Source organism: Plastoroseomonas hellenica (assembly GCF_018129085.1).
GTDB classification, from domain to species: domain Bacteria; phylum Pseudomonadota; class Alphaproteobacteria; order Acetobacterales; family Acetobacteraceae; genus Plastoroseomonas; species Plastoroseomonas hellenica.
Genome location: NZ_JAAGBB010000016.1, coordinates 71,320 through 87,232, shown reverse-complemented (window position 1 = coordinate 87,232; position 15,913 = coordinate 71,320). Strand labels below are relative to the sequence as shown.

Below are 15,913 nucleotides of genomic sequence, written 5' to 3'. Positions count from 1 at the left end.
CCTGCCCGTGTCGTCAGGCGCCTGGACTGACCGGAGGGCGGAGAGCCACCCGGGGGCCGGGCGAGGTCTCCAGCCGTCCGGCGAGCTCGAGATCGAGCAGGATCGCTTGGACGCGGGAGGGCGAGAGGTGGCAGCGGCGGAGGAGATCGTCAACCGCAACCGGCGAAGATCCAAGCAGAGCAAGGACTTGGGCGGCCTCGTCGGAGGCGGGCGGGGCCTCCGGCGGCAGATCCCGGGCCGTCGGGGCCGGCGCCGGGGCGGCCCGGAACAGGTCGACGGGGTGCGGCGCCTCCGGCAGGTGGGCCAGGATATCGTCCACCGTTTCGGTCAGGTGGGCGCCCTGGCGGATCAGGTCATTGGACCCTTGGGAGCGGAGATCGAGCGGGCTGCCGGGCACCGCATAGAGCTCCCGCCCGTAGTCGAGGGCCAGGCGCGCGGTGATCAGGCTGCCGGAGCGGGGCGCCGCCTCAACCACCACGACGCCGAGGGCGAGGCCGGCGACGATCCGGTTGCGGCGCGGGAAATGGCGGGCGAGGGGCGCGGTGCCGAGCGGCGCCTCGGCCAGCACGCAGCCTTCCGCGGCGATGCGGTCCTGCAGCGCCGCATTCTCCGGCGGGTAGGGCTGGTCGAGGCCGCCGGCGACCGCGGCGGCGGTGCGGCCATGGCGGAGCGCACCCAGATGGGCGGCGGAGTCGATGCCGCGCGCGAGCCCGGAGACCACGAGGATCCCGGCCTCGGCGAGGGTCGCGGCCAGGGTCTCGGCGATGCGGCGCCCGGCGGCGGAGGCGTTGCGGGCGCCGACGATCGCGACCGCCCGCACCGCGAGGTGCGCCGGGTCGCCAAGGCAGGCCAGCGCCGCCGGCGCGTCGGGCAGCAGTGCCAGCATCGGCGGGTAGCCTAGCTGTCCCGGGAACAGGAAGCGGCCGCCGAGCCGCGCGACGGCGGCGATCTCGCGTTCAATCGCCTTTGGATCAGCCGCCTGCAGATGGGCGGGCAGCCGGCTGAGCGCGGCCTCGGCGCTGCCGTGGCGCTGGATCAGCCGGGCGTAGTTGGCCGGGCCGATGCCGTCGGTGCGGGCGAGGCGGAGGTGAGCGAGGAGGTCGGCCTGCTGCATGGGAAGGGGTGGGGATCAGCCCTTCTGGCCGATGCGCGGCTCGGTGCCGGCGATCAGGCGGCGGATATTCGCCTCGTGCCGCCAGAAGATCAGCAGGCCGACCAGCAAGGCCAACAGGGCATGGTCGGCATCGACCAGCAGCCAGGCGACGGCCGGGGCGAGCGCGAAGGCGGTGAGCGCGCCGGCCGAGGACATGCGGGTCAGCTTCGCCGCCGCGGCCCAGGCCAGGCAGACGAAGACCCCGACCGGCCACATGGCGGCGAGATAGGTGCCGATCCCGGTCGCGACGCCCTTGCCGCCTCTGAAGCGCAGCCAGACCGGGAACATGTGCCCGAGCACCACGGCGGTGCCGGCGACCAGGTCCTGGCCGACCCCGCCCAGCGCCCGCAGCAGCCAGATCGCTGCCGCGCCCTTCAGCCCGTCGAGCAGCAGCGTCGCCAGGGCGATCTTCCGGTTGCCGGTCCGCAGCACGTTGGTAGCGCCGATATTGCCGGAGCCGATGCTGCGGATGTCGCCGAGCCCGGCGGCACGGGTCAGCAGCAGGCCGAAGGGGATCGAGCCCAACAGATACGGCAGCACCAGCGCCGCCAGGAACAGCAGGCTCTCCCGATGTTCGGCCATCTCGGACATCAACCCCCGAAGACGCGGCTGCCCGCCTTGAAGGTGGCGATCACCCGGCCTTCGAGCGCGCGCCCGTCGAAGGGCGAGTTCTGCGCCTTGCCGGGCAGCTTCCCGGCTTCGACCTTCCAGCCGCGCTCGGCGTCGAACAGCACCAGGTCGGCCGGCGCCCCCTTGGCGAGGCGGCCGCTCTCCAGACCCAGCAGCCTGGCTGGGCGCGCGGTCAGCAGGTCGAGCGCCTGGATCAGCGTCAGGTCGCCGCCATGGAACCGCGCCAAGGTCACACCGAGCAGGGTCGCGAGGCCGGCGCCACCGGCCTCGGCCTGAGCGAAGGGCAGGCGCTTGTCATCGGCGTCATGCGGCTGATGATCGGAGGCGATGGCGTCGATGGTGCCGTCGGCCAGTGCTGCGACCACCGCGAGCCGGTCCGCTTCCCGCCGCAGTGGGGGCGAGAGCTTGGCATAGGTGCGGTAGTCGCCGATCGCGGTCTCGTTCAGATCGAAATAGGGGGGCGCGGTGTCGCAGGTGACCGCGAGCCCTTCCGCCTTCGCAGCCCGGATCAGGTCGAGTGCTGCGCCGGTGCTGACATGGGCGAAGTGGACATGGCCGCGCGTGAGGCGGACCAGCGCGATGTCGCGGGCGACCAGGATGGCCTCGGCGGCGGCGGGGATGCCGGGCAGGCCGAGGCGGGAGGCAAGCTCGCCCTCGGTCGCCGCGCCGCCGGCGGCGAGCGAGGGTTCCTCCGGGTGCTGCACCACGAAGCAGCCGAAGCCGCGCGCATAGGAGAGGGCGAGGCGCATGGCACGCGCATTGCCAATCGCGCGCCGCCCGTCCGTGAAAGCGATGGCGCCGGCTTCGCGCAGCAGGCCGAATTCCGCCATCTCCTTGCCCTGGCAACCCGCTGTCGCGGCGCCATAGGGCAGGATGGTCAGGCTGCCGGTCGCCTCGCCGCGGCGGATGATGAATTGCAGCAGCGCGGGGTCGTCGAGCGCGGGTTCGGTGTCCGGCAGGGCGCAGAGGGTGGTGATGCCGCCGGCGGCCGCGGCGCGGGCGGCGGAGGCGATGGTCTCCCGATGCTCGAAGCCCGGTTCGCCGAGGCTGGCGCGCAGGTCGATCAATCCGGGGGCGAGGATGGCGCCCTTGGCGTCGAGGGTGGCGGCTCCCTCCGGCGCGGTGAGCCCCGCGCCGTGATCGGCGATGAGGCCATCCCGGATGAGCAGCGCGCCGGGGGCATCGAGGCCAGTGGCCGGGTCGATCAGGCGGGCATTGGTGATGATCGTGTCGGGCATCAGGGTGGTTATAGGGGGGCGCCCGAGTCCCCGCCATGGGGCGGGGCCGCCGCGCGCGTCCGCAGCAGCAGGATGAGCAGCGCCAGGGCGCCGAAACCCGCGATGCCGTAGAGCAGGGCGTAAAAGCCCGATAGCCAGGGCGAGGACAGCGTGTCCTCCGGCCGCATGCGTTGCGGTGCATCCGGATCGAGGAAGACCCGGATGCGGTCGCCGGGCATGGGTGGCCGGGCGGGCTCCGACCAGGAGCCGCGGAGGCGATAGGGGCTGCTGGTCTCGCCGAGCAGCGGCTGCCCCGCAGCGTCCGTGACACGAAGCTGAAGATGAAAGGGCAGGCCGCCGCGGCCCCGTTGCGGCAGGGCCTCGGCGGCGACGACTTCGGCGTCGATCAACGGCCAGGACCGCAGGATGGCCGCGTCCATCAATGCATTGCCGGCCTGCACGAGGGCGGCGAAACCCGCGATCAGCCCGACACAGCCGAGGATGATCGGGATGAGACGGCGACCCCCCGGGCCGGCACGGAGGCGCGTGACGAAGGCACCGGGCGCCCTGCCGGGCTGGTCCGGTGCCATCGCGCCCCTCAGGTATTGCGGCGCAGGTTGCGCGACAGCAGGTCGAGCACCGCCATGCGGCAGGCCACACCCATCTCCACCTGTTCGCCGATGACACTGCGCACGGGATCGTCGGCGATGGCGCTGTCGATCTCGACGCCGCGGTTCATCGGGCCAGGATGCATGACGATGGCATCCGACTTGGCGACCGCCAGCTTCTCGGCATCCAGCCCATAGAAGCGGAAGAACTCGCGGGAGGAGGGGATCAGCCCGCCGGTCATCCGCTCCTTCTGCAGGCGCAGCATCATGACGACGTCGGCGCCGTCGAGGCCCGCACGCATATCGGTGAAGACATCGACGCCGAAGCGCTCGGCCTCGGCCGGGATCAGGGTCGGCGGGCCGACGATGCGGACCCTCGCACCCATGGTCAGCAGCAGGTGGATGTTGCTGCGCGCGACGCGGCTGTGCAGCACGTCGCCGCAGATCGCGACGATGAGGCCCTCGATCCGGCCCTTGCGCCTGCGGATGGTCAGCGCGTCGAGCAGCGCCTGGGTCGGGTGCTCATGGGTGCCGTCGCCGGCATTGATGACCGCGGCATCGACCTTCTGGCTGAGCAGCGCCGGCGCGCCGGACTGCGCATGGCGCACCACCAGCAGGTCGCAATGCATGGCGTTCAGCGTCGACGCCGTGTCGAGCAGCGTCTCGCCCTTGTTCACCGAGGAGGTCGAGACGCTCATGTTGATGACATCGGCGCCGAGCCGCTTGCCCGCGAGTTCGAAGCTCGTGCGGGTGCGGGTGCTGTCCTCGAAGAAGAGGTTAATCAGCGTGCGGCCCTTCAGCAGGTCGCGCTGGGTTTTCCCGGACCGGTTCAGCAGCGCGTAGCTCTCCGCCAGGTCCAGCATGTCGGCGATATAGGGCGGCTCCAGGCCTTCGATGGCGAGGAGGTGTCTTTGGTGGAAAGCCGGCATGAGGCGATTCGTCCGGGAGATGCTCCGCCGGAAGCTAAAGCGCGGGGACGGCGAGGGCAAAGCCCCGAGAACAGGGCTTCGGCTCTAGGAATTTATGCTCATATCAGCCGCGGGTGGCGTCCAGCGCTGACTGCAGCATGTAGGCCGCCGCGGCCCGATCCACGACCAGCGCGCGCTTGGCCCGCGTCAGATCCGCTTCCGCGATCAGCATGCGGTTGACGGCGGAGGAGGAGAGCCGCTCGTCCCAGAGCGCCGCCGGCAGGCCGCAGGCCTCCGACAGCGCCGCCGTCCAGTCCTGCGCGGCCTGGGCGGCGGGGCCGACGCTGCCATCCATCGACAGCGGCAGCCCGACCACCAGGCCGCCCGCCCCTTCCTTGGCGGCGATCCGGGCGATCTCGGCGGCGACCGCCTTGAGCTTGCCGCGCGGAATGACGCCGTAGGGGGAAGCCAGCATCAGCGTCACATCGGTCAGGGCGACGCCGATCGTCTTCGATCCGGGATCGAGACCGATCAGCCGCTGTCCGCGGGGGAGGGAGGCACGGAGGTCGCGCAGGTTGAAGACGGCCATTCCCGCCGTTATGGTCCGCGACTCTTTTTCCGGAAAGCACCAACGGAATCATGTCGCTCGATACCGCAACGGTGAGGCGTGTCGCCTCGCTCGCCCGCCTTCATGTCGATGACGCAGAAGTCGCCAAGCTCCAGGCGGAGCTGAACGGCATCCTGGGCTGGATCGAGCAACTCCAGGCCGTGAACACCGACGGGGTGGAGCCAATGGCCGGCGGCGCCGTCACCAGCGGTGCTATGCGCCTGCGCGAGGACGTCATCACCGATGGCGGCATCCCGGAGAAGGTGCTGGCCAATGCCCCGGACCGCGAGGGCGAGTATTTCGGCGTGCCGAAGGTCGTCGAGTGATGCGTGCCACCGATTTCACCATCGCCGGCGCGCTGACCGCGCTGGAGGAAGGCGCCATCTCCGCCGAGGAGCTGACGCGCGCCCATGTCGCGGGCATCGAGGCGCTGAACCCGCGCCTCAACGCCTATGTCACGGTGACGGCCGAGCAGGCGATCGAGGCTGCCCAGGCATCGGACGCGCGGCGCGCGAAGGGGGAGGCGGGGCCGCTCGACGGCATTCCGCTCGCCATCAAGGACCTGTTCTGCACTGAAGGCGTGCGGACCACGGCGGCATCGCGGATCCTGCACAATTTCGTGCCGCCCTATGAGAGCACGGTGACGACCCAGCTCAAGCGCGACGGCGCGGTGTTCCTGGGCAAGGCCAATCTCGACGAATTCGCGATGGGGTCCTCCAACCTGACCTCGGCCTATGGGGCCGTGCAGAACCCCTGGAACCGACGCAACGACCCGGACACGGTGCTGGTGCCAGGCGGCTCCTCCGGCGGCTCGGCGGCGGCGGTCGCGGCGCGGCTGGCGCTGGGGGCGACGGGGACGGATACCGGCGGCTCCATCCGCCAGCCGGCGGCCTTCTGCGGCGTCGCCGGTATCAAGCCGACCTATGGGCGCTGCTCGCGCTTCGGGATCGTGGCCTTCGCGTCCTCGCTCGATCAGGCCGGCCCCTTCGCGCGCACGGTCGAGGATTGCGCGGTGCTGCTCCGGAGCATGAGCGGCTTCGACCCGAAGGACAGCACCAGCGCCGAGGTCGCGGTGCCGGATTTCCGCGCCGCCTGTGGGCGCAGCGTGAAGGGGCTGCGCATCGGCGTGCCCAAGGAATACCGCCTGGACGGCCTGGCGCCGGAGATCACGGCGCTTTGGGAGCAGGGGCTCGCCTGGCTGCGGGATGCTGGCGCGGAGATCGTCGAGATCAGCCTGCCGCACGCGCAGTATGCGCTGCCGACCTATTACATCGTGGCCCCGGCCGAGGCATCGTCCAACCTCGCGCGCTATGACGGCGTGCGCTTCGGGCTGCGCGAGGATGGGCGCGACCTGAAGGATCTCTATGAGAAGACCCGCGCCGCGGGCTTCGGGGCGGAGGTGAAGCGGCGCATCATGATCGGCACCTATGTGCTGAGCGCCGGCTATTACGATGCCTATTACCTGAAGGCGCAGAAGATCCGGGCGCTGATCGCCCGCGACTTCACCGAAGCCTATCAGAAGGTGGATGCCATCGTGACGCCGGCGACGCCGAGCGCTGCTTTCGCCGAAGGCGAGAACACCGACGATCCCGTGACCATGTACCTGAACGACATCTTCACGGTGACGGCGAACCTCGCGGGGCTGCCGGGGCTCTCGGTGCCGGCGGGGCTCGATGCCCAGGGGCTGCCGCTCGGGCTGCAGGTGCTGGGGCGGAGTTTTGACGAGGAGACGGTCTTCGCGGTGGGCAGCGCGATCGAGCGCGCCGCCGCGTTCACGGCGCGTCCGCGGGTGATGGCATGAGCTACACGATCGAAGGCGAGACCGGTCCCTGGGAAATCGTGGTGGGCCTCGAGGTCCATGCCCAGGTCATCAGCGAGGCGAAGCTGTTCAGCGGCGCCGCCACCGGCTTCGGCGCCGCGCCGAACACCCAGGTAAGCTTCGTCGATGCCGGCTTCCCCGGCATGCTGCCGGTGATCAACCGCGAATGCGTGGCGCAGGCGGTGCGCACCGGGCTCGGACTCAATGCGCAGATCAACCTCTGGAGCCGCTTCGACCGCAAGAACTACTTCTATGCGGACCTGCCGAACGGCTACCAGATCAGCCAGTTCGCGCATCCGATCATCGGCACCGGCGTGGTCGAGATCACCCTCGGCGACGGTTCCACGAAGGAGATCGGGGTGACGCGCCTGCATCTGGAGCAGGATGCGGGCAAGTCGCTGCATGACCAGCACCCGACCAAGAGCTTCATCGACCTGAACCGCGCCGGCGTCGCGCTGATGGAGATCGTCTCCGAGCCCGACATGCGCTCGCCGGAGGAGGCAGGGGCCTATCTGACCAAGCTGCGGCAGATCCTGCGCTATCTCGGCACCTGCGACGGCAACATGGACGAAGGCTCCATGCGGGCCGACGTGAACGTCTCGGTGCGGAAGTCGGGCGAGGGGTTCCGCACGCGCTGCGAGGTGAAGAACGTCAACTCCATCCGGTTCGTCATGCAGGCGGTGGAAGCCGAGGCGCGGCGCCAGATCGAGGTCTGGGAGACGGGCGGCGAGGTCACGCAGGAAACGCGCCTCTTCGACACCGGCCGCGGCACGACGCGCAGCATGCGCTCCAAGGAGGATGCGCATGACTACCGCTACTTCCCCGATCCCGACCTTCCTCCGCTGGTGCTGGACGCCGCCTGGGTGGAGGGGCTGCGGGCGGCGCTGCCGGAACTGCCGGATGCGCGGCGCGCGCGCTACGTCGCCATGGGGCTCACGCCCTACGACGCGCATGTGCTGACGCTCGAGAAGGAGACGGCGGCTTTCTTCGACGTCGTCGCCCGCGGCCGCGACGCGAAGATCGCGGCCAACTGGGTGACCGGCGATTTCTTCGCCGCGCTGAACCGCCTGAAGCGTGACATCACCGATCCGCCCGTGACGGCGGAGAATCTCGGCGCGCTGCTCGACCTGCTGGCCGACAACACGCTGTCCGGCAAGCTGGCCAAGGAGGTCTTCGAGATCATGATCGAGACCGGCAAGAGCCCGGGCGCGATCGTGGAGGAGAAGGGGCTGAAGCAGGTCACCGATACCGGCGCGATCGAGGCGGTGATCGATGGCGTGCTCGCGGCCAATGCCGACAAGGTCGCCGAATACAGGTCCGGCAAGGACAAGCTGTTCGGCTTCTTCGTGGGCCAGACCATGCGGGCGATGCAGGGCAAGGGAAACCCGGCCTTGGTCAACGAGCTGCTGAAGAAGAAGCTGGGCTGACCTTGGGAGAAGCCGCCATGCGCGCGATCCAGATCGACCGCTATGGTGGCCCCGAAGTCATGATCCGCCGGGACCTGCCGATCCCCCGGCCCGGCCCGGGCGAGGTGCTGATCCGCCTCGCCTGGTCCGGCATCAACTTCATGGACATCCATACCTGCCAGGGGAAGTACGCCGGCTCCCGCACCTACCCGGTGCGGGTCCCGACGACGATCGGCATGGAGGGCGCCGGGACCGTCGCGGCGCTCGGCGATGGCGTCACCGAATTCCAGCTCGGCGACCGCGTTGCCTATTGCCTCTCCTGGGGAAGCTACGCGGATTATGCGATCGTCGCCGCCTGGCGCGTCGTGCCGGTGCCGGAGGCGATGTCGCTGGATCTCGCCGCGGCCGCGATGTTCCACGGCCTGACGGCGCATTACCTCGCCCATGACCTTGGGCAATTCGGCCCGGGTGTCACTGCGCTGGTGCATTCCGCTTCGGGCGGCATCGGGCAGTTGCTGGTGCAGCTCGGGGCACGGCTCGGGGCCACCATCTATGCGACGACGAGCAGCGAGGCGAAGGCGGAGGTCGCCCGGCAGCGCGGCGCCGCGGCGGCCTTCCTCTATGACGAGGGGCGCTTCGCCGACCGGACGCGCGAACTGACCGGTGGCCGCGGCGTCGATGTGGTGTTCGACCCGATCGGCAGGCCGACCTTGCGCGACAGCCTGCGCGCCGCCCGCACCAAGGGCCTGATCGTCAGCTTCGGCAGTGTCGGCGGGTCGGTGAAGGATCTCGATCCGATCGAGCTCGGCGAGGCCGGCTCCCTCTTCCTCACCCGGCCGCGCCTGGCCGACCACCTCGACGATGCAGCGACGATCCGGCGCCGGGCCGCCGAGATCTTCGCGGCACTGCTCGACGGCTCCCTCTCGATCGCAATCGCCGGCCGCTACACGCTCGACGATGTCGAGCAGGCACATGCGGCGCTCGAGGATCGCCGCATGATCGGCAAGCCGCTCCTGCAACTCTCCTGACCGCTATTCGGCGCGGATCCCCGCTCGCCGGATCACATCGCCGAGGCGCGCGAATTCCGCGGCGTTGCGCGCCTGGTACTCCTCGGGCGTGCCGGGCAGCGGTGTGGCGCCGAGCTCCTGCAGGCGGGACGCCGTCTCGGGCTTGGTGAGACCGGCGCGGAGCGCGGCGTTGGCGCGCTGGATCACCTCGGGCGGCGTGCCGCGCGGCGCGACCAGGCCGAACCAGGCGGTCACCTCATAGCCCGGCAGCGTCTCGGCGATCGCCGGGATATCCGGCGCACCGGACCAGCGGCGCGTCGAGGTGACGCCGATGCCGACCAGCGCGCCGCTCCGCACATGCGGCAGGATGGAGGCCAGGTTGTCGGTGCCGAAATCGATGCGGCCGGGCAGCAGGTCGGTCATCATCGGTGCGCTGCCGCGATAGGGGACATGCGTCGCCTCGATCCCCGCCACCAGGCGGAAGAGCTCGGCCGCGAGATGGGTGGAGCCGCCGATGCTGGTCTCCCCGTAGGAGAGGGTGCGCCGCTTGGCCAGCGCGATCAGGGCGGCCGCGTCGCGCACGCCGAGCGAGGGATGCGCTGCGATCAGGTTCGGCATCTCCGCGATCTGGCTGATCGGCAGGAAGTCGGTCAGCGGGTCGTAGCCGCTGTTGGGATAGAGATGCGGGTTGATCGCATTGGTGCCGGGGGAGCCGAGCAGCAGGGTGTAGCCATCCGCAGGGCTCCGCAGCACCGCCTGGGCCGCGATGTTCGATCCGGCGCCCGGCCGGTTCTCGATGACGAAGGGCTGGCCAAGCTCCTCCTGCAGGATCTGGCCGGCGATGCGGCCGAGGATGTCGGTGGTGCCGCCTGCGGGGAAGCCGACCATGATGCGCACCGGCCGGTTGGGCCAGGCAGCTTGCGCCAGAGCCGGAGCGGCGAGCAGCGCACCTGCCGCCGCCAGCAGCGGTCGTCGGCCGACGCCGCGTTTCGCCGAACGCCGTTCCAATAGGATCACCGCATCCTCCGCACATTCTGATTTTCGGGCAGCATCGGAAGGAAAGGGGAGGGCTGTCAAACCGCTAGGCGGATTTTCCGCCGCTCATGCGGGGGCGCTTCCATGGCGGGCGGCACCCGGTGCATGCTCGACCCAATCACGCAGGCAGGAGGGGATGGAGATGAGCGGAGTAGTCACGCGCTGTCGGCAAGCGCTGGGGCTGGCCATGGCCCTCGCGGCGGCAGCACCAGGCATCGCGGCCGCGCAGGTGCTCACCATCGGCAATGCCTCCGTGGTGACGACGATCGACCCGCACTACCACAATCTCGGGCCGAACAACGCGCTTGCCATGCATATCTTCGACACGCTGATCTGGCGCGATGCGCGGGCCCGCGCGCATCCGATGCTGGCCGAGAGCATCACCGCGGTCTCCGACCGGGTCTGGGAGCTGAAGCTCCGCCGCGGCGTCACCTGGCATGACGGCCGCCCCTTCACCGCCGATGACGTGGTCTTCACCTTCGAACGCGTGCCGCAGGTGCAGAACAGCCCAGGCAGCTTCATCGGCTTCCTGCGCGCCATCGAGCGGGTCGAGGTGGTGGACCCCCACACCATCCGGCTGCACACGCACCAGCCGCATCCGCTGATGCCGCTCGACCTCGCCTCGGTCTCCATCATCGCGCGCCATGCCGCGACCGGCGCCGGCACCGAGGATTTCAACGCCGGACGCGCCGCGATCGGCACCGGCCCCTATCGGCTCGGCACCTACCGCTCCGGCGATCGGGTGGAGCTCCTCAGGAACGACAGCTACTGGGGCGGGCGCGAGCCTTGGGAGCGCGTGAATGTCCGCTTCCTGCTGAATGACGGCGCCCGCACCGCGGCCCTGTTGGCGGGCGACGTGGACCTGATCGAGCAGATCCCGACCACCGATCTCGAACGGTTGCGGCGGGAGCCGCGGATCGTGGTGACCAGCATCCCGAGCCTGCGCACCACCTTCATGCTGACCGACTATTCGCGGACCGGCCCGCACCCGAGCGTCACCGACAATGCCGGCGTGCCGCTGCCCCGCAACCCCTTCCTCGACCTCCGGGTGCGGCGGGCGCTGTCGATGGCGATCAACCGCGAAGCGCTGGTCGAACGGGTGATGGACGGCGCCGCACAGGCGACGGCGCAATGGCTGCCGGAAGGCGCCTTCGGCTTCAATCCCGATGTGCGGCCGCCGGCCTTCGATCCTGAGGGCGCAAAGCGGCTGCTGGCCGAGGCAGGCTTTCCCGAGGGCTTCCGCATCAGCCTCTATACGCCGAACGACCGCTGGCCGAATGACGGCCGGATCAGCCAGGCGGTGGCGCAGATGTGGACGCGGATCGGGGTACGCACCAGCATCGACGCGATGCCCTTCTCGGCCTTCGTGCCGCGCCGCACCCGGCTCGATTTCGCGGTGCAGCTCGGCGCCTGGGGCAGCAGCACGGGAGAGGCCTCGAACTTCCTGCTCTCGATCGTCGGCACCTATGACCGGCAGCGCCTGACCGGGGCGGCGAATATGTCCCGCTACTCCGATCCGCGCATGGACGAGTATCTGGTGCGCGGCGCCGCGACCATGGATGACGAGGCGCGGGAGGCGATCTGGCGGGAGGCGGTGGCCTACTACGCGGAGCAGGTGCCGCTGATCCAGCTCGTGCAGTACGTGAACAACTGGGCGCATCGCCGCGGCCTGGTGCACGACCCGCGCATGGACGAGCGCAGCATCGCGATGGGCATCCGGCCGCAGCGTTGAGGGCGCCGGCGCGCGTCAGACCGCGATCGGCTCCAGGCTCTCATGCAGCCAGCGGGCGATCGCCGCCATCTCGGCATCCTGGCCCTGCTGGCCCATCGCCTGCACGCCGAGCGGCATGCCGCCGACCGCGAGCAGCGGCACGGTGACCGCCGGCGCGAAGAGGGCGGAGGAGGGGGCGTTGAAGGCGATGTCGCCGGTCGGGCGTGGGGCTAGCTTCTGGCCGGGCACGTCGCCGGCCCAGACCGGCGCCGGCCCTGGCGAGGAGAGCATCACCACCGCATCGGCGAGGCCCGCGATCGCCGCATGCGCCTGCTGCGCGGCGGCGCGTTCCGCGAGCCGCGCCTCGTAATCGGTGACCGTCTGCGTCTCGATGAAGGCCAGGCGCTGCTTGGCGCGGTCGCTGACGCCGTCGGGGTACTGATCCACGAGGGCGCGCAGCGACCAGCGGCCTTCCCAGTTGGTGATGGTGTTCGCCATGGCCCGGGCATCGGCGATCCGGCGCTCCAGCGTCTCCAGGAAAGGGTGGTCGGCGCGGCGGAGGATGCGCACGCCGGCGCGGGCGAGCTGGTCGAGGAGTGCTGCGAAAGCGGCCTTGCTGCCGGGATCGAGCTCCGCCCAGCCTTCGGTCTCCAGCACGGCGAGGGCGCGTGGCTTGCGCGCGGCCGGCGCCGCGTCCGGGCCCTTCAGCGACATGCGGCCGGGATCGCCGCCGGCGCGCTTGGCGATCTCGATGGCGACCGTCCACATGTCCTCGAAGCTGCCGGCATGGACGCCATGGGTGCTCATGCTGGTCGCCTGCCGCTCGCCGCGGTGGATGGCGCCCTGGCTCGGCTTCAGCGCGATGTTTCCGCAATAGCTGGCAGGCCGGATGATGGAGCCGCCGACCTGGCTGCCGATCGCCGCCGGCACCATCCCCGCCGCGATCGCGGCGGCGGAGCCGGAGGAGGAGCCGCCGGGCGTGCGGCCGGCATCGAAGGGGTTGGTGGTCGGGCCGGGGTGGGAGGAGCCGAGCTCCGTCGTCACCGTCTTGCCGAGCACCACCGCACCCGCCTGGCGGAGTGCTGCGACCGCGGCGTTGTCGCGCTTCGGGAAGGCGCCGCGGAAGGCCTCGCAGCCCTGCTGCGTCGGCATGTCCCGGGTTTCCAGCAGGTCCTTGATGCCGATCGGCATGCCGTCGATGGAGGACAGCATCCGGCCGGCCTTCCAGCGCGCGGTGCTGGCATCCGCAGCCTCCCGCGCGGATCCTTCATTCAGCACCACCCAGGCCTTCACTACGGGCTCGCGCGCCGCGATCGCCTCCAGGCAGCGCTCCAGATAAGCGCGCGGCGTGTCGCGGCCTGCGGCGAAAGCGGGCGTCGCGTCATGCCAGGTGCGGGCACGGAATTCGCGCGGATGATAGGTCATGGACGTGTTTCCCTCGGCTGCCGGGCGAATTGAGGACCTTGCGGCGCGGCCTGTCCAGAACCCCTTCCGCTGATGGCGGCCGCGGTGCAGGTTTGCCGCAACCAGTCATCCCTCGGGAGGGAACATCGATGCGCCCCATGCGGCACGTCCTGATCGCCATCATGCTGCTCTTCGCGCTGCCGCTCGCGGCCGCGGATCTGCCGGACCGGCCGATCCGCATCATCGTCACCTTCACGCCCGGCGGCACCAGCGACATCGTCGCGCGCGTGCTGGCGGAAGCGGCGACGCCGATGCTGCCGCGCGGCGCCGTGGTCGAGAACAAGGGCGGCGCGGGCGGCAATATCGGCATGGCGGAAGCCGCACGCGGCACCCCGGACGGCACCGTGCTGGTGCAATGCGCCTTCGGTCCCTGCGGCGCCAATCCGGCGCTCTACGCCAATCCCGGCTACGACCTGCAGCGCGACTTCGCCCCGGTGATCATCTCGGGTGCGGTGCGCAACGTGATGGCGGTACGGCGCGACCTGCCGGTGCAGGACGTCGCGGGCTTCATCGCGCTCGCCCGGGCGCGGCCAGGGGCGCTGACCTTCGGATCCTCCGGCGTCGGCGCCTCGAACCATCTGGGGCCTGAGCTGCTGCGCAGTCTGCTGGGGCTGGAGATGAACCACGTGCCCTATCGCGGTTCGGCGCCGGCAATCACCGATCTCATCGCCGGACGGATCGACATCTTCTTCGACAACCTGCCGTCCATCCTGCCGCATATCCGTGGCGGCGCAGTGCGGGCGTTGGCGGCGGCGAGTGCCGCGCGCATCCCGGAACTGCCGGAGGTACCGACCTTCGGCGACAGCGGCGTGCAGGGCATGGTGATCGATAGCTGGTTTGGCTTCATGGCGCCGGCGCGGACGCCGCCTGCCGCCATCGCTGCGCTCAATGCGGCCTTCGCCCGGGCGCTTGCCGACGAGACGGTGCGGCGGCGGCTGGCGGAGCTGGCGGTGACGCCGGTCGGCGGCACGCCGGAACAGATGGGCGCCCATATCCGCACCGAGGTCGCACGCTGGGCCGAGGTCGTGCGCCGCAACAACATCCGCGCGGAGTAGGAGTGAGGGACCATGCCGAAGATCGAGAAGCTCTGCACCATCCGGATCGCGGAGCGGCCCAACCTGCTCTGGGTCGAGGTCACGACCGATGAAGGGCTGACCGGGCTCGGCGAGGCCTTCCGCGGCGCCCAGGCGGTGGAGGCGGTGATCCACGAGCAGGTCGCGCCGGCGCTGCTCGGCCGCGACGCGCGCAACATCGAGGGCATCTCGCGCCAGCTCCTGACGCCCTATGTCGGCTTCGGCTCCTCGAGCGCCGAGATACGGGCGGCCTCCGCGGTCGACATCGCGCTCTGGGATCTCGCCGGTCAGCGGCACGGCATCCCGGTGCATGAAGCGCTGGGCGGGCTCTCACGCGAGAAGATCCGCGCCTACAACACCTGCGCGGGCTACGACTACAACTCCCGCCAGGCCGGCAGCATCGCCGGGCGGCGTGATATCGGCAGCGGTGATGTCGCGCGCGGGCCCTATGACGACCAGATCGCCTTCACCCGGGACGCCGGCGCCCTCGCGCAGTCGCTGCTGGAGGAAGGCTACGCGGCTATGAAGATCTGGCCGCTCGACCCCTACGCGGCGGCGACCCAGGGGCAGTCGATCAGCCTCGAGGATCTGAAGCGGGGGCTGGAGCCTTTCGAGAAGATCCGCGCTGCGGTCGGTGACCGGATCGAGGTGATGGCGGAGCTGCACTCGCTCTGGTCGCTGCCGGCGGCGATGCGCATCTGCCGGGCGCTGGAGCCGTACGGCATCTATTGGGCGGAGGACCCGCTCAACAAGATGGATGACGTCGCGAGCCTCGCGGAGCTGCGGCGCGGCGCCCGGGTGCCGATCTGCGCCAGCGAGACGCTGGGCGGCAAGGTCGCCTTCCGGGACCTGCTGGTGGCCGGGGCGACCGATATCGTGATGCTCGATCTCACCTGGTGCGGGGGACTCACGGAGGCGCGGAAGATCGCTGCCCTGGCGGAGGCCTGGGCGCGGCCGGTGGCACCTCATGACTGCACCGGGCCGGTCACCCTGGTCGCCTCCCTGCACCTGGCGTTGCACGCGTCGACGGCGGTGTTCCAGGAAGTGGTGCGGGCGACACTGGCAACCTGGTATCGGGATCTGGTGACTGTGCTGCCGAAGGTGGAGCGTGGATTTATTTCTGCAATGGAAGGTACTGGGCTTGGAACGGCTTTGCTACCGCAGGTAGCAAAGCGGGCCGATGCTATGGTCCGGGAAAGCCGGCAGGGCGCCTGAAACGACGGCTTCTGCCCGGCATTATGGCAGCAGTGACAGCGGCTGCGTGAATTTGTTGCA

The 15,913-nt window shown here is 70.4% G+C and carries 15 protein-coding genes; 7 read left to right on the top strand and 8 right to left on the bottom strand.

The genetic code is table 11. The annotated features are described in order from the left end of the window. Positions 1 to 13: 13 nt before the first annotated feature. The 6 genes from dprA to ruvX form a co-directional block, all read right to left on the bottom strand. The gene (gene dprA, locus GXW71_RS14805; RefSeq protein ID WP_211853302.1) at positions 14 to 1,114 is read right to left on the bottom strand and encodes a DNA-processing protein DprA; all 1,101 of its coding nucleotides are present in this window, start codon (positions 1,112 to 1,114) and stop codon (positions 14 to 16) included. Positions 1,115 to 1,129: 15 nt separating this feature from the next. Further along, entirely contained in the window at positions 1,130 to 1,735 is a 606-nt protein-coding gene (gene plsY / locus GXW71_RS14800; protein ID WP_211853301.1) for a glycerol-3-phosphate 1-O-acyltransferase PlsY, read from the bottom strand. Between the two features lie 8 nt (positions 1,736 to 1,743). Further along, on the bottom strand, positions 1,744 to 3,021 hold the full coding sequence (locus tag GXW71_RS14795; RefSeq protein ID WP_211853300.1) for a dihydroorotase: 1,278 nt from the start codon (positions 3,019 to 3,021) through the stop codon (positions 1,744 to 1,746). Positions 3,022 to 3,029: 8 nt separating this feature from the next. Next, entirely contained in the window at positions 3,030 to 3,590 is a 561-nt protein-coding gene (locus GXW71_RS14790; protein WP_211853299.1) for a DUF3592 domain-containing protein, read from the bottom strand. 8 nt (positions 3,591 to 3,598) lie between these two features. Beyond that, the gene (locus GXW71_RS14785; RefSeq protein WP_211853298.1) at positions 3,599 to 4,537 is read right to left on the bottom strand and encodes an aspartate carbamoyltransferase catalytic subunit; all 939 of its coding nucleotides are present in this window, start codon (positions 4,535 to 4,537) and stop codon (positions 3,599 to 3,601) included. A gap of 103 nt (positions 4,538 to 4,640) precedes the next feature. Beyond that, positions 4,641 to 5,105, bottom strand: a complete 465-nt coding sequence (ruvX, locus tag GXW71_RS14780; RefSeq protein WP_211853297.1) for a Holliday junction resolvase RuvX — start codon at positions 5,103 to 5,105, stop codon at positions 4,641 to 4,643. A gap of 50 nt (positions 5,106 to 5,155) precedes the next feature. Here ruvX and gatC point away from each other — a divergent pair, with 50 nt between their 5' ends. Genes gatC through GXW71_RS14760 form a run of 4 tightly spaced genes read left to right on the top strand, consistent with a single transcriptional unit; the run spans position 5,156 to position 9,376 of the window. Next, positions 5,156 to 5,449: an Asp-tRNA(Asn)/Glu-tRNA(Gln) amidotransferase subunit GatC gene (gene gatC, locus GXW71_RS14775; protein ID WP_211853296.1), complete on the top strand. Its 294-nt coding sequence runs from the start codon at positions 5,156 to 5,158 to the stop codon at positions 5,447 to 5,449. Next, entirely contained in the window at positions 5,449 to 6,924 is a 1,476-nt protein-coding gene (gene gatA, locus GXW71_RS14770; RefSeq protein WP_211853295.1) for an Asp-tRNA(Asn)/Glu-tRNA(Gln) amidotransferase subunit GatA, read from the top strand. The genes gatC and gatA overlap by 1 nt, the downstream gene beginning before the upstream one ends. Next, entirely contained in the window at positions 6,921 to 8,369 is a 1,449-nt protein-coding gene (gene gatB, locus GXW71_RS14765) for an Asp-tRNA(Asn)/Glu-tRNA(Gln) amidotransferase subunit GatB (RefSeq protein ID WP_211853294.1), read from the top strand. The genes gatA and gatB overlap by 4 nt, the downstream gene beginning before the upstream one ends. Before the next feature lie 17 nt (positions 8,370 to 8,386). Further along, a complete protein-coding gene (locus GXW71_RS14760) occupies positions 8,387 to 9,376 on the top strand; it encodes a quinone oxidoreductase family protein (protein WP_211853293.1) in 990 nt (329 codons plus the stop codon). Positions 9,377 to 9,379: 3 nt separating this feature from the next. Here GXW71_RS14760 and GXW71_RS14755 read toward each other — a convergent pair whose 3' ends face one another. Beyond that, a complete protein-coding gene (locus GXW71_RS14755) occupies positions 9,380 to 10,372 on the bottom strand; it encodes a Bug family tripartite tricarboxylate transporter substrate binding protein (RefSeq protein WP_211853292.1) in 993 nt (330 codons plus the stop codon). Positions 10,373 to 10,532: 160 nt separating this feature from the next. Between GXW71_RS14755 and GXW71_RS14750 the strand changes: the two genes are divergently transcribed. Next, on the top strand, positions 10,533 to 12,122 hold the full coding sequence (locus GXW71_RS14750) for an ABC transporter substrate-binding protein (protein WP_211853291.1): 1,590 nt from the start codon (positions 10,533 to 10,535) through the stop codon (positions 12,120 to 12,122). A 15-nt stretch (positions 12,123 to 12,137) separates the two neighbouring features. On the opposite strand, the gene GXW71_RS14745 is transcribed toward GXW71_RS14750, so the two are convergent. Beyond that, the gene (locus GXW71_RS14745) at positions 12,138 to 13,526 is read right to left on the bottom strand and encodes an amidase (protein WP_211853290.1); all 1,389 of its coding nucleotides are present in this window, start codon (positions 13,524 to 13,526) and stop codon (positions 12,138 to 12,140) included. A 128-nt stretch (positions 13,527 to 13,654) separates the two neighbouring features. Here GXW71_RS14745 and GXW71_RS14740 point away from each other — a divergent pair, with 128 nt between their 5' ends. Then, entirely contained in the window at positions 13,655 to 14,620 is a 966-nt protein-coding gene (locus GXW71_RS14740) for a Bug family tripartite tricarboxylate transporter substrate binding protein (RefSeq protein WP_211853289.1), read from the top strand. Positions 14,621 to 14,632: 12 nt separating this feature from the next. Then, on the top strand, positions 14,633 to 15,853 hold the full coding sequence (locus GXW71_RS14735; RefSeq protein ID WP_211853288.1) for a mandelate racemase/muconate lactonizing enzyme family protein: 1,221 nt from the start codon (positions 14,633 to 14,635) through the stop codon (positions 15,851 to 15,853). Positions 15,854 to 15,913: the final 60 nt, after the last annotated feature.

What these genes read in the sequence shown, in the direction of transcription:
- dprA (WP_211853302.1), bottom strand. Translation starts at nt 1,114, where the DNA reads ATGCAGCAGGCCGACCTCCTCGCTCACCTCCGCCTCGCCCGCACCGAC.
- plsY (WP_211853301.1), bottom strand. Translation starts at nt 1,735, where the DNA reads ATGGCCGAACATCGGGAGAGCCTGCTGTTCCTGGCGGCGCTGGTGCTG.
- GXW71_RS14795 (WP_211853300.1), bottom strand. Translation starts at nt 3,021, where the DNA reads ATGCCCGACACGATCATCACCAATGCCCGCCTGATCGACCCGGCCACT.
- GXW71_RS14790 (WP_211853299.1), bottom strand. Translation starts at nt 3,590, where the DNA reads ATGGCACCGGACCAGCCCGGCAGGGCGCCCGGTGCCTTCGTCACGCGC.
- GXW71_RS14785 (WP_211853298.1), bottom strand. Translation starts at nt 4,537, where the DNA reads ATGCCGGCTTTCCACCAAAGACACCTCCTCGCCATCGAAGGCCTGGAG.
- ruvX (WP_211853297.1), bottom strand. Translation starts at nt 5,105, where the DNA reads ATGGCCGTCTTCAACCTGCGCGACCTCCGTGCCTCCCTCCCCCGCGGA.
- gatC (WP_211853296.1), top strand. Translation starts at nt 5,156, where the DNA reads ATGTCGCTCGATACCGCAACGGTGAGGCGTGTCGCCTCGCTCGCCCGC.
- gatA (WP_211853295.1), top strand. Translation starts at nt 5,449, where the DNA reads ATGCGTGCCACCGATTTCACCATCGCCGGCGCGCTGACCGCGCTGGAG.
- gatB (WP_211853294.1), top strand. Translation starts at nt 6,921, where the DNA reads ATGAGCTACACGATCGAAGGCGAGACCGGTCCCTGGGAAATCGTGGTG.
- GXW71_RS14760 (WP_211853293.1), top strand. Translation starts at nt 8,387, where the DNA reads ATGCGCGCGATCCAGATCGACCGCTATGGTGGCCCCGAAGTCATGATC.
- GXW71_RS14750 (WP_211853291.1), top strand. Translation starts at nt 10,533, where the DNA reads ATGAGCGGAGTAGTCACGCGCTGTCGGCAAGCGCTGGGGCTGGCCATG.
- GXW71_RS14745 (WP_211853290.1), bottom strand. Translation starts at nt 13,526, where the DNA reads ATGACCTATCATCCGCGCGAATTCCGTGCCCGCACCTGGCATGACGCG.
- GXW71_RS14740 (WP_211853289.1), top strand. Translation starts at nt 13,655, where the DNA reads ATGCGCCCCATGCGGCACGTCCTGATCGCCATCATGCTGCTCTTCGCG.
- GXW71_RS14735 (WP_211853288.1), top strand. Translation starts at nt 14,633, where the DNA reads ATGCCGAAGATCGAGAAGCTCTGCACCATCCGGATCGCGGAGCGGCCC.